At 37.5% G+C, this 13,143-nt stretch carries 14 protein-coding genes; 8 read left to right on the top strand and 6 right to left on the bottom strand.

All coding sequences use genetic code 11. From position 1 onward, the window contains the following. From speB to AAT17_RS13070, 4 genes are read left to right on the top strand one after another with little or no spacing between them, the layout of a single operon-like run. On the top strand, window positions 1-942 hold the full coding sequence (gene speB / locus AAT17_RS04635; RefSeq protein ID WP_060523098.1) for an agmatinase: 942 nt from the start codon (window positions 1-3) through the stop codon (window positions 940-942). Then, window positions 932-1,909, top strand: coding sequence for a deoxyhypusine synthase family protein (locus AAT17_RS04630; RefSeq protein ID WP_042279825.1), 978 nt, complete (start codon window positions 932-934; stop codon window positions 1,907-1,909). Before speB ends, AAT17_RS04630 begins: the two co-directional genes overlap by 11 nt. Window positions 1,910-1,911: 2 nt before the next feature. Then, window positions 1,912-2,250 (top strand): hypothetical protein, encoded by a 339-nt coding sequence (locus AAT17_RS04625; RefSeq protein ID WP_060523097.1) that lies wholly within the window; start codon window positions 1,912-1,914, stop codon window positions 2,248-2,250. Window positions 2,251-2,256: 6 nt separating this feature from the next. Next, window positions 2,257-3,033, top strand: a complete 777-nt coding sequence (locus AAT17_RS13070; protein WP_082586902.1) for an RMD1 family protein — start codon at window positions 2,257-2,259, stop codon at window positions 3,031-3,033. Window positions 3,034-3,212: 179 nt separating this feature from the next. On the opposite strand, the gene AAT17_RS04615 is transcribed toward AAT17_RS13070, so the two are convergent. The 6 genes from AAT17_RS04615 to AAT17_RS04590 all read right to left on the bottom strand — a co-directional run bounded on the left by AAT17_RS04615 (window position 3,213) and on the right by AAT17_RS04590 (window position 8,694). Beyond that, on the bottom strand, window positions 3,213-5,243 hold the full coding sequence (locus AAT17_RS04615; protein WP_060523096.1) for a TonB-dependent receptor: 2,031 nt from the start codon (window positions 5,241-5,243) through the stop codon (window positions 3,213-3,215). Between the two features lie 50 nt (window positions 5,244-5,293). Further along, a complete protein-coding gene (locus AAT17_RS04610) occupies window positions 5,294-6,004 on the bottom strand; it encodes a heavy metal-associated domain-containing protein (RefSeq protein WP_060523095.1) in 711 nt (236 codons plus the stop codon). Beyond that, complete coding sequence (locus AAT17_RS04605) at window positions 6,004-6,840, bottom strand: NHL repeat-containing protein (RefSeq protein ID WP_060523094.1); 837 nt, start codon at window positions 6,838-6,840, stop codon at window positions 6,004-6,006. Before AAT17_RS04605 ends, AAT17_RS04610 begins: the two co-directional genes overlap by 1 nt. Next, on the bottom strand, window positions 6,840-7,469 hold the full coding sequence (locus tag AAT17_RS04600; RefSeq protein WP_060523093.1) for a heavy-metal-associated domain-containing protein: 630 nt from the start codon (window positions 7,467-7,469) through the stop codon (window positions 6,840-6,842). Before AAT17_RS04600 ends, AAT17_RS04605 begins: the two co-directional genes overlap by 1 nt. Before the next feature lie 9 nt (window positions 7,470-7,478). Next, the gene (locus AAT17_RS04595) at window positions 7,479-8,243 is read right to left on the bottom strand and encodes a hypothetical protein (protein ID WP_060523092.1); all 765 of its coding nucleotides are present in this window, start codon (window positions 8,241-8,243) and stop codon (window positions 7,479-7,481) included. 61 nt (window positions 8,244-8,304) lie between these two features. Then, complete coding sequence (locus tag AAT17_RS04590; RefSeq protein ID WP_060523091.1) at window positions 8,305-8,694, bottom strand: hypothetical protein; 390 nt, start codon at window positions 8,692-8,694, stop codon at window positions 8,305-8,307. 104 nt (window positions 8,695-8,798) lie between these two features. On the opposite strand from AAT17_RS04590, the gene AAT17_RS04585 reads away from it, so the two are divergent. The 4 genes from AAT17_RS04585 (at window position 8,799) to AAT17_RS04565 (ending at window position 13,002) form a co-directional block, all read left to right on the top strand. Next, window positions 8,799-9,296, top strand: coding sequence for a GTP-binding protein (locus AAT17_RS04585; protein WP_157539229.1), 498 nt, complete (start codon window positions 8,799-8,801; stop codon window positions 9,294-9,296). 73 nt (window positions 9,297-9,369) lie between these two features. After that, window positions 9,370-9,762, top strand: coding sequence for a hypothetical protein (locus AAT17_RS04580; RefSeq protein ID WP_060523089.1), 393 nt, complete (start codon window positions 9,370-9,372; stop codon window positions 9,760-9,762). Between the two features lie 606 nt (window positions 9,763-10,368). Beyond that, entirely contained in the window at window positions 10,369-11,022 is a 654-nt protein-coding gene (locus tag AAT17_RS04570) for a response regulator transcription factor (RefSeq protein WP_060523087.1), read from the top strand. A 3-nt stretch (window positions 11,023-11,025) separates the two neighbouring features. Further along, window positions 11,026-13,002 (top strand): sensor histidine kinase, encoded by a 1,977-nt coding sequence (locus AAT17_RS04565; RefSeq protein WP_082586901.1) that lies wholly within the window; start codon window positions 11,026-11,028, stop codon window positions 13,000-13,002. The last annotated feature ends 141 nt before the right edge of the window (window positions 13,003-13,143 follow it).

Here is a 13,143-nt window from a genome sequence, read left to right as displayed (position 1 = left end):
ATGAAACTTTCATCGACTTATGCAGGAATTCCAGATGAATTTGGAAACCTGAATAACGCAAAAACAGTATTAATTCCAGTTCCTTATGATGGTACAAGTACCTGGGGAAAAGGAGCCGATAAAGGTCCTGATGCTTTTCTAGAAGCCTCAGAAAATATGGAGTTGTACGATATTGAAACAAATACTGAAGTTTACAAGCAAGGTATTTATCTAGCACCAACTATTGATGAAAATTCAAGTCCAGATGCTATGGTAAATGCAGTTTACACTGCAGTCAAAGGTCACGTAAACCGTAACAAATTTGTCACCTTATTTGGTGGTGAACACAGCATTTCTATAGGCGCCATGCGTGCTATGAATGAACAGTATCAAGATTTAAGTGTATTACAATTGGACGCTCATGCCGACTTAAGAAAAGAATACATGGGATCGCCATACAATCATGCTTGCGCTATGTATGAAGCAAATGAAAATATGAACTTGGTTCAAGTAGGAATTCGCAGTATGGATGTTGCAGAAACTACTGTAATGAATAAAGACCAAGTATATTTTGCACATGAAATGATTACCGATGATTACTGGATGGATAGCGCTATCGACGCGCTTACAGATGATGTGTATATCACGTTTGATTTGGACGCTTTTGATCCATCTATTTTACCAGCAACTGGAACTCCAGAACCTGGAGGACTTCAGTGGTACGAGACTCTAGAGTTTTTACGACGTGTTTTTGAGGAACGCAATGTGGTAGGATTTGATATAGTAGAACTGTGTGCAACTGGCGATTACAAAGCTTCGGCATTTGCTGCGGCAAAACTTTATTACAAAATGTTGAGCTACAAATTTGCTAGCGATGAGCAAGACCATGATGGTGATTACGCTTTCGCGAAAGCGGAAAAAAACAATGTAAAATCTGAAAAAATTGACGACGATGAATACTAAAGGAGCTATTTCTCAATTCATAGAAAACTATTACTTGCATTTTAACGCAGCTGCACTAGTTGATGCTGCAAAAGGTTATGAAGATCAACTGGCAGCAGGCAACAAAATGTTGGTGTCACTAGCAGGAGCTATGAGTACTGCCGAATTAGGTAAAATTTTTGCTGAAATGATTAGGCAAGATAAAGTTCATATAATTTCTTGTACAGGTGCAAACCTAGAAGAAGATATCATGAATCTTGTAGCGCACAGTCATTATAAAAGAGTTCCTAATTATAGAGACTTAACACCGCAAGATGAATGGGATTTACTAGAAAAAGGCCTTAATCGCGTTACCGATACTTGTATTCCTGAAGAAGAGGCGTTCAGACGCCTACAAAAGCATATCTACAAATTGTGGAAAGAAGCAGAGGATGCAGGTGAACGTTATTTCCCACATGAATTCATGTACAAAATGTTGTTATCTGGTGTTCTAGAAGAGTATTATGAAATCGATTTGAAAAATAGCTGGATGTATGCTGCGGCACAAGCTAATTTACCTATCGTGGTACCTGGATGGGAAGATAGCACTATGGGTAACATTTTTGCTAGTTATGTGATGAAAGGTGAATTAAAAGCAAGCACAGTAAAATCGGGTATTGAGTATATGACAATGCTAGCAGACTGGTACACCGAGAATACTAGTGATAATGGTATAGGATTCTTTCAAATAGGTGGTGGAATAGCTGGTGATTTTCCTATTTGTGTGGTTCCTATGCTTTATCAAGATATGGAAAGAACCAATACGCCATTCTGGAGTTATTTCTGTCAAATAAGTGACAGCACTACTAGTTATGGATCTTATTCTGGTGCCGTGCCTAATGAAAAAATTACTTGGGGTAAGCTAGATATTGATACTCCTAAATTTATAATAGAAAGTGATGCTACTATCGTAGCTCCTTTGATTTTTGCTTATTTACTTAACATGTAGTCATGAAACAAGACGCTATTTCTTTCAAACGAGTTATTATAGATTATAAAAAACTCAATGATCAAGTATTACAATTACTTGTAGACAGATATCCAGATGGGTATGATGATAGGGATATTATAAGTTTTAGAAATAAGGATTATGAATGGGTAGATTGTGTTGAGGTGCGCACGCACGATACCATTTATCTAGTTAAAATCAGTAAAAGACTTCAAACAGCTATGGAAGCCTATGAGAGTGATGTTGAAGAGGAAGACGTTACTAATGAACTTGATGACAGTGAGGACAGCATGCTTCCAGAAAATGAAGATGCTGACTTTCAACCAGAAGTTGACTTTTAATTTAGAATGAAAATTACTGCCTGTCATGTAGCAGATCAAATAGACTTAAAGGAATTAAGTCTTAGTTTAAGTGGTAGACAGCTCAATTCTGTAAAGGATGAGCTGTTTATAAAAACAGAATCTGGTGAATATTTACAAGTATTAAGTTATGGAGTAGTATGTTCAACCAGTGATTTTCATAGAATAACAGAACAATTACAATTAGTCCAGAAACAGGCTAGTAATTGGTATGGATACCAGGAAGAAAACAGTGATTCTTTTCAACTTGAGCTTTTTAAGGAGCGATTACAATTGCACTACAATCAGTTAGATTTAATTGACGATGATCCTCAAAAGATAAGAATGGTTATGTTGCATTTGTCACAATCTGTAGCGCTTTCAACCTACGCCAGTAAGGCTGAAGATCTTTTAATGGAGACTAAAAAACACACGTCCTTACTAGAACGTGATGGAAGACTTCAAATAAAAGGGAAGAAGCTCAAGAAGTATATAGGTGGAGTTCTTAATATTAAAAATGATATCAGTGAGCATCTTTATATTTTTGATTCACCGGATGAGGTTTGGGACGATGAAAATTTAAACGACATCAATAATGCTCTTAAAAAAGCATTTGACGTACAAGAACGTTATAGAATCATCAAGCAACAGTTGGATATTGTCAAGGAAAACCTGGATCTTTTTAAAGAGATTATGTTTCATAATGAAAGCAGTAGGTTGGAGTGGATCATCATTATACTCATCGTTATAGAAGTAATAGATTTATTTATTCTGAAGTTTTTATAGAATAGTAAATTTTTAATAACAAAGCCCATGATACTTATGTTTCATGGGCTTTTTTTAATACAGTATTTCGATAAGGCTGGACTTTAGATGCTATAGATAAGATTGTAGTAATAAATAAGGAAATCTTCAGGTCTGATTACTAAATGCTGCTAGTAACAAATACTAAATTCTTCACAAGATTAAAACCTTACTCTCAATCCTGCATAAGTATTAATGCCTGGAGCTGGTTCAAAATACCTGCCTCCAAAGGCGTTGATACGTATGTTGTCGTTGTAGTTTTGGTCAAATAAATTATTTATTCCTGCAAATGGAGTAAGGCTTACTCCGGATAATTGAAACTTGTAAGATCCACGTAGTTGACCTATGATTACTTCTGGTTCTACGGTGCTGTTTGCATCGTTTGTAAACATTTGATCACGGTATTGAGCGCTCATGGTAAGATTGAAACTGTCTTTGGTATAAGTAATCATGAGTTGAGCCAGATGTCTGGGAATGGCAGGTAAATTGTTTCCTGAAAAATCACTATTAGGTAGCTCATAGTCTTGATAGGTGAAGTAGGAGAAATTGTAAGTAAGTCCAGCACTCCAAGTAGGGTTAAAACGGTATTGAGTAGCAATTTCAGTTCCTATTCTTTCACTGCTACCGGCATTTCTAAAGAACGTTCTATCTGGAAAGTCCTGCAGTTCAAAAGGAACAATATCATCGGTAGTAAAGGTGTAGAATAGAGTAGAAGTCAACTTTAATTTTTCGAATTTACCACGATAGCCTATTTCAAAATTTAATGCCTGTTGAGCCTCTAGATTTTGATTAAAGCCGCCATCATCCTCTGGGTTTGCACTCAACTCACTTAATACTGGTGTTTCATAACTGTTGGATACAGTAGCATAGAATTGATTCTTGTCATTTAATTTATAAGCTGCACCTGCATTTAAACTGATTTGATTGATTGTAATGTCATCGTTATTGATTCCATCAGATTCAAATTCATCGCTCACACTTAATTCATTTATGTCATAGCGCACGCCAGCATTTACCGTCCATTTTTTCCATTCATAATCTTGCAAATAGAAAAATCCTAAACCGCTAAATTTTTCGTTTTGATTAAGTGTTTCGGTGCCGCGTTCACCTTCCAGATTTTCAAAACGGCGTCGGGCATCATTTTGATAACCGTAGTCTATTCCTAATTGTTGTTTGAATGAAAGATGTTCCTTTTTAGAAACTCTAGTCGTATTAACTCCAACTCCAAAATAGTTTCTGTTTAAATCAATCGTTCCACCAAATTCAAAAGGCAATCTAGCTTCAAAGTCTCTATAGCTGTAAAACCCATAACCGTTGAACGTCCAATTACCTGTTTGATGCTCCAAACTTGTTCCTATTTTAACTTGCTGGACTGCTTCCTGAGTTTCAAATAATAGGTTACGATCACGTGCTTGCCTGCGGTCTATAGAAATAGCTTCTGCATTTAGACTGCCCGGATCTTCTGCTTCGGGACTATTTGCATAGTTCAATTGGAAATTAAGCTGGGTATTTTTTGAAAGATCATGAAACGATCTATAGTTGAACAAGTAATTCTCAAAACCACTTTGATCCCGATATCCATCGGTTGTGATTTGATTAGCGTGTATTAAATAACGTGAAGCTTCTGTTTTAAAACCAGCAGTTACTTGAGATTGTAGCATGTTATAGGATCCTGCCGTAAGTCCTATTTCTACAAAATCTTTTTTAAAGTCGTCTATCGAATTTACGCTTATAACTCCACCGCTAGCATTACCGTACAAGGCACTAGATGATCCTCTTAAAACAGCGATATTATCAATAATCCCTAGAGGTAAATTATCAATTTGCCCTTGTCCATCAGGAGTAGTTTCAGGAATACCATCAACTACTAATTTTATCCCGCGTATTCCAAACGCACTTCTCGAGCCAAAGCCTCGTATGCTTATCCTTAAATCTTGTGCATAATTATTGGCGTTCAGACTAAAAACCCCATTCAATTGATTAAGATATTCTTGCAATGATAATTGCTGTTGATTTAGGGCGCTTTCGCGAAAGCGAACTCTAGAAAAACTAGCAGTTACTTGATCTGGGTTTTTATCAATTCTAGTCACCTTAAGAGCGACCGTATCTAAAGGTTGAACCTGTGCTTGATTTACTTGAGCTATACTTTTTAAAACGCTAAAAAGTAATAGGATAAAAAGGATTTGTTTCATGTCTTATAGTGGGATAAAGGTACACATGAAACCCAGTATAGTCGTTAAGGCTATAATAAAAGCATTGCCGTTCCCATGACGATCATTATGGCGTTTTCAATAAAAGTAGCTTCAGTCATAGGTAGTTTTAAGGCAGTTCCCAAACAAGCACATTGAATTTTTCTTTTGTTGAGCAATGTTTGAACTACTCCACCTGTGGTTATGGACAAAATAACCAGGGTTATTAAAATAGCGATGTTTGTATTAAACCTTAATAAGAACATGAGACCGAGTGCGGTTTCAATAAAAGGATAAATCCAACCGTAAGCAGGAATTACTCGTGCAAGTGGATCGTACATGCTAAAACTAACTGGAAATCCTTTTAAATCTAACAGTTTAAAAAAGCTGAAAACAATCAGGAAAAGCCCCATGAAATCTAGCATGATTGCTTTTATATCCCAAGCGTCTTTATGCAACAGCAGGCTTGCGGTGCTGATATAAAAAAGAATGAGAAACAAAGGTTTTAATTGCTGTAGTTTGCTGGGTTCGTCGTTAGGCAATTCTTGAGCGATACGATCTGACTTTTTACTTATCGTATATTTTTCAGCAAGGTGGTGTTGCAACTCCTCAATCTCGATGTAGTTTTCTACCTCAAGAGTACCTTCTTTTTCTGATAGTGATACGCTTGCTGTTTTTACAGCAGGGATTCCCTGCAATTGTTGTTCAACATCGCTGCGACAACCATTGCAGGTCATACCTTCAATATGAATGATTTGTTTCATTATTGTTTTCTTTTGATAGCTGTTTTTTTGTAAAAAACGAGTTCTCCCTTGCGATAATTGGCAATGATAAGTTCGTCATCGTTTTGAATTACATCAGTAGGTTTGTCAATACCTTTTTCAATAATCTGTTTAAGATCACCCATTCTATCATAAATAAGGATTCTATCGTTTTCAAAGTCTGTTAAAAATAACTCGGTTGCGGTAACGTGAATACCCGTTGCTGCTTTTAGATTGTCGTTCATACCTATTTCCATCACCGGTTCCCCATTTTTAGTCCACACTTGGGCACGATCGTTATAGGCATCGGCGATGTACAGGTAGTTTTCCATTATTTGAACATCTGTAGGATAGTAGAATTGTCCTAGCTTTTTCCCTTCACTACCTAATGATTGCCATGTACCGTTTGAAAAGTACAATACGCGATGGTTGTAAAAATCGGCAATGGCAATTTCATCCTTAAACATACTTATGGATGCAGGTGCATCTAGGGAATCGGTAATAGAAAGGTAACTTTTATTTGTTCCTTCTATCACAGCAATAGAATCTTTCCCGTACTCTGGTATAAACAATCGTTGAGTTGATTTGTCTTTGACATAGTCCAAGTGCATGGGACGTTCAAAATCACCTATTGTTTGGGTAATTTCACCTGTATGGTCAACCTTAACCACTCGATTGTGGTCGCCATCACTCAATATGTATTGATCATCGTCGCTAACTAGTCCTATAGGGTTAATTCCATCTAGACTTATGCTTTTTTCATAGGTCCATTCCGTCTCTACAGGTTGTTGTGAACAGCCTAGTAAAACTACCGAAAGTAAAACGTATATCAATTTCATTATTGAACTCTTTTATAATGACAACATCCAGGTAGTTGATCGTATACTTGATCACTGGCTTTGGTGTTTTTCGTATCATGACCTACTTGGGCTACCTTTTGTTCCACCTGATTGACGGTAGTACTGCCATCGTGAGAATAAGTAAGTTTTTTACTGTCCACGTCCCAAGTAGCGCTTGCAACACCAGGTAGGTTAGACACTGCTTTTTCAATTCTGGCCTTACACATACCGCATTTTCCGTTTACCCACAATTTATTTTCTTGTAATGATGTGCTGGCGACTTCATTATTGTTGCTTGCATTGGTTTCTACATCGCCATTTGCTCTTGTAATAGTGGCAAGATTGGGTGTATAACCTGCTTTTTCAACTTGTTTGATTACGGCTTGCATGCTTAGTGATTTTTCTGCTGGATAGGTGAAACTAAAATCTCCTGTTTCAATATCGATGGCGACATCTTTTATCCCTTTGAATTCCTTGAACTTTTTCTCAAGGCCATAGGCACAGAAAGGACATCCTAATCCGTCGACTTGAATTTCAAAAGTATCTCGTTCTTGGTTGTTTTGTGATTCCGCTTTCGCGAAAGCGAACAAACCAATTAAAATGCTAAGTATATAAATGCTATTTTTCATATTATTTTTTTAAAAAGTGTAACGTGTTCCTAAAAACACAGAGTAATTAAGGGCTCGATTATCATCAATTTCCTGAACCAAAGGCAGCTGTACTGCTAGGTCAAAAGTGATGTTCTTGCGAGCGTATTGAATACCTTGCGCATAGAGTAGCTGGTACCAATCGCGCTCGTGCAACCAATGGCTGCTGTATTCAAAATATAGATTGAGTTGTTTATTGGGATACTGTGGCTTTAATAAGGGCAAACCAAAACCTAGTTTTGCTCGCATTTCATCCAGTGTACCATCTGGCATCCAGTTGTAACCAACCTCGGTACTGATGCCGTATTTTAAGGTCTCGATTCCAGATACGATACCGTAATAACCAGCATATTTACCTGTGCTTATATCCATTACATCAATTTCCTTACCTGTAGGAAGCGTTTGTAATGTTTTGGCAACCATACGCCAGGTTTTACCAGTTCCATCCTTACGATAGAATTGATATTTCCCCATGATTTTTAAATCTGCTAGGCCATTGCCCGATTGATCTTGTAGATCATAAATGGTAAAGGGTACATGCAGCGCTACCAGTGAGTTTGCCGTAGGTAAATAATGCAACATGACTGGAGCGTATAGAACAGATCCACGCTCAGTTTGTCGGTATTCAATTAGTGTTTTTGTTGTAAAGCTTTTGCCGCCTAACATGATAGGTTTATCGGCAGTTATAGGTGGTCCTTGTGCTGTAGTTAGATAACTAGACAACAAGATAAAACCTCCTAAAATGATGTTTTTCATTGTATGATTAATTTAAAGTAATGAGCTGATTTTTAAAATTTTAGTTTTAAAAACCGGTACTTTAAATCAAAAATTGATCGTGTAGTATGATGAGGTCGTGCCGTTTCCATGGCGGTGATTCCTCTAGAAAACCTAGCGCTGTCTTTTGTTCAACTAAGGGTGCTTGATAGATGAAATCATAGGAATGTTCTAGACTAGGCAAGATAAATTGAAAGTCCAAGGACGTTGCTACTTGCAGCTGTAATTCGTCCTGACCTTCAACTACAATTTGTTCGTTAGAACAACAACCTGACTTTTCCATGGAATCCATTCCACACGAGTCAGCCTGATGATTAACGGCAGTATCGACTAGAAAACTACCACAAAAATGTTGATCAATCACTAATCCTTGCGTAGAAGCAAGGACAAGTAAAGCTAAAAAAACAGCTTTTATTTGATAGATCAATTTCATAGTGACAAAGATACAAAAAGTATGCCTTTAGGCGGATAAACTCCATTTTGGATTTTGATGATGTAAAATTGTGTAACTTAGTTAGGCTATTCAGTATCAATACAATGAAATTACAAAATGAAGTTGTTTTACGTCCCAGGTTTAAGCTTGTTGTTCCCATGTCTGTTACTGAAGTTATAGAGCGATTACAAACTACACCAGGAACAGCATCTACCATCTATACTTCAATTTTAGACGGTCATATCTTTATCAAGATCAATAAAGAAGAGAGACACTTCTGGTCACCGCATCTTCATATTGAATCAGAAGAAACCTACGATAATCAAACCTTGCTAAAGGGAACCTTTGGTCCCAATCCGACTGCCTGGACCTTTTTTATGTTCCTACATTTTGTACTAGCTGGTTGTTTTCTGGCTGCTGCTATATGGTGTTATACCAATGTCGTTGTCGGTGCCTCTACTAGACTTCCTGTGATAGGCATGGTTGTAATAGTGTTATTATGGATTGCCTTTTACGTATTGGGTAGGTTGGGTAAAAAAAAGGCCGAGCCTCAATCCAGAGTACTGTATGAATTTTTACAAGCTCGTGTGTCACATCCTTAAACTTGAATAAGTCAATTGCCTTATTGAATAATCACAGGTATTAAGTCAATTTTGATTCATTGAATTTAATATCATGAGAAATTTTATACTCGTTATTTTTCTAGTTGTACTCACTACTTCATGTGACTTGAACGGTTATGGTCCCAAGGTGCAAACCGGTGGAGTAGAAGTATACTACAAGCCCAATGAATTAAAGAATCAAGCTCAAAGCTTGTCGGTGTTGTTAGATAGCCTGGAGTACGGCAAGAATGGCACTGTGAGTTTTCAAGTTATAAAAGACAGCATCATTAATCTTAAAATGGTTACTGATCCCACTTATTATTCTGATACTTCCATGGATTATGCCTTGAACGCAATGAGTATTATTTCACAAATTGAAATATTTAAAGACGAGAGTGTGCAGTTCCATATTTGTGATGAAACTTTTAATGTAAAACGTTCTTTAGAGGTAATTAAAAACGAGTAGTTTGATATCTGTTTTAATCGTTTTGGGCCTGATAAGCTCGTTGTCTATTCCTGTATTGATTTACACAACAACCAGCCAGCCCAAGAATAAGGTATTGCTTTTAAGAACGATTAGTTTGGGTATGGTAATTTGGAGTGCAGTTATGGGTTATGTATGGTTGTTTTATCTAGCATTAATAACCAGTATTCCTTTTCTAGTTATAGGATTCCTACTTTTAATCACATCGTATTTATACCAAGCGAAGTCAAAAGATAGGAGGAAGCAAAATGAGTATTTAGACAAGTTGGTTTGGTTCCTGATAATCATTGCAATTGGAGTGAACTACCTAGGATATTCAACATTTATTTGATGCTATGATTGTGAAAATAGTTTTGATAGCCGGTAAAGCCAGGTACATTCCTATGAGTTTAATCTGTCTTGTTTGTTGCGTGAGTATCCTAGTAATCGCCTTGTTTTTATTAGAAAACGCATGGCGTAAATCCCTGTACAAACAATTGAAAGCAAAGTCTAAGTTGCTGGATCAGGCCAGGTTGCAAAATAACTTTTTAATTGCCTTATGTAAGGATGCGTATAACCGCTGGTAAAAATTAGTATATTTAAAGTGTAGTGAAAATAAGAACCGCCATAGTAGATGATAACAGCTTTTTAATTCACGCTGTAAAGGAAAAGCTTAGCTTTTTTGAAGACATACAGGTGCGGTTAACCGCGACAAACGGTAAGGATTTATTAGAAAAACTCGAGCAAAATAGTCGGATAGACCTTATCCTTATGGATATAGAAATGCCCGTAATGGATGGCATTGAAGCTACACAACTCGTAAAACAGCGTTATCCTCAGATAAAAATAGTAATGCTTACGGTCTTTGACAACGACAGCAATATATTCAACGCGATAAGAGCTGGCGCCGACGGTTACTTACTCAAGGATGTTGATCCCGATAAATTACATGCAGGAATCCTACAAACCTTAAACGGTGGCGCAGCAATGAATCCAGCGATAGCCTTAAAAACCTTAAAACTATTACGTTCACCAGAACAACTTAATAATCTAAGTGAGCACAAGGAGGATTTCGCTTTAAGCGAAAGAGAACAACAAGTACTAGAACAATTAGCTAGCGGTTTATCCTATACTGTAATTGCAAAAAACCTGATTCTTTCACCCAGTACAGTGCGCAAGCATATTGAAAATATCTACAAAAAACTACAAGTACACAGTAAGTTAGAAGCGGTAAGTAAAGCTCGTAAACACAATATCATATAGCACATGAAAAGACTGCTCTATCTTTTTATAATCCTGTTGCTTACCAGTACCGGAGTAACCACCGCACAACAATCCAACCCGACTAAACTAGACAGCTTGTTGCAACTAGCAGCAGCAAAGCCCAACGATAGTTTAGCCATTATTCATTTGCACAAACAGTTTTTTGTGTACGTTTATAGAGAACCGCAAATTGCCAAGGCACTAGCCGATACTACCATCAATAGAACAACACAACCACCGCATGATTACCTGCACGCTCAATCCTTAATGCGCAAGGGAATTTACTACGACGTGATCAGTAAAACAGACAGTGCGTTGCAACTCTATAACCAAGTGCTCAAAATCGCCAGTGTTAATAAAGATACGGTTTCACTGGCAGGAGCTTACAACAATATAGGATTAGTCAAATGGAATCGTACCGAGCTCGAGGCTGCAATGCAAGACTTTATTCAAAGTTCTACCTTGTTTAAACAATTAGGAAACACCTATGGATTGGCCAGTGCTCAAAACAACATAGGTTTAATTTTATACGACCTAGGTCGCTATGACGAGGCGCTAGAATACCACAAAAGCTCGTTAAAATCTAGGATAGAACGTCAGGATTCCTATGGAATAGGAGCGAGTTATTCTAATATTGCCACGGCGTTTTCAAAATTAAATCAGCCCGATAGCGTGCGCTATTACACCTATAAAGCCATCGATGCCAAAATCAAATCTGGTGACAAACGAGGACTAGCCATCGCCTATCAAAACCTAGCCATTGATTACAGAAGAAAAAATGTGCTAGATAGCGCCTTGCATTACTCGATTAAGGCTGACGAGATGTACAAAGCCTCTGGATTTAAAAGATTGTCCTCAAACAATTTACAAGTCCTGGCCGAGTTGTATTTTTTAGACAAGCAATACAAGAAAGGCCTTGCGACCATCAACGAATCTATCGCCCTACAAGACTCAGCCGATTATAAAAACACAGCCGAAGCCTACAAAATCAAAGCACGTATTGAAGCCGGCTTAAAAGACTATAGAGCAAGCGCTCGTTCCTATGCACAAGTATTGCAAGCTAGAGACAGTTTTGATTACGAACGCAGGTCAGACCAAGCCCAAGACTATTTTGAAAAATACAAAACCGCCGAAAAAGAGCAAGAAATCACCTTGCAACGCGCCGTAATTGCCGAAAATCAATTGAAAATCCAAAAGCAAAATCAAATGCTGTACCTCAGTATCGCAGCCCTATTTATACTGGGATTAATAGGATTTGTGATTTACAGACAGCAACAACTTAAAAACCACCAATTAAAAAAAGAAAAACAACTAGAACTAGCTCTTGCCAAAATTGAAACCCAAAACAAATTACAAACACAACGTTTACGTATCTCCAGAGATCTGCACGATAACATAGGTTCCCAGCTCACCTATATCATCAGTACCATAGACAATCTAGCCTATGCCCTTAAAAATACCCAACCTATTATACAAGATAAATTAAGCGGTTTAGGAACCTTTACCCGTTCCACCATTGCCGAGCTTAGGGACACCATTTGGGCCATGAATTTAAATGACATCAGTCTAGATAAAATAAATGAGCGCATTCATGCCGTTGTCGTAAATTTCAATTCCTTAGAGGAGCACGAGCCAGTCATTACCACACAATTAGTCAATGATACCAGTGTCACCTTTACCTCAGAGATGGGCATGCACGTATTCAGAATAATACAAGAAGCCCTTAACAATGCCGTAAAATACGCGCACACTGCTATTGAGATACACTCGGTGATTGAACAAGATCAATTAATCTTTACCATCAAGGATCATGGACCAGGATTTCAAGTAGAAACAGTATCCAGCGGTAATGGAATATCCAATATGAAGCATCGCGCCAGCAAGATAGGAGCTACCTTTACGATAGATACACAGGTAGAAACCGGTACCGTAATTACATTGCGCATTCCCTTGCACATTGCTCTTGATCAAACCGCTTAAAAATACAATCCTAAAACCGTAGTCTGCTTATTGTGTAAGCAAGTAAAGTGAGTTTAGCTCAGGCATTCAAATAACAAAACCTATTAGTTCCTTCCTATTCTTTTCGCTTTCGCGAAAACGTGGAAAAGTACCCGCTAATTG

It is taken from the genome of Nonlabens sp. MIC269 (genome assembly GCF_001430865.1).
In the GTDB taxonomy this organism is placed as follows: domain Bacteria; phylum Bacteroidota; class Bacteroidia; order Flavobacteriales; family Flavobacteriaceae; genus Nonlabens; species Nonlabens tegetincola.
Note: the sequence above shows the minus strand (reverse complement) of the source record. Positions and strands in the feature narration are given on the sequence as shown.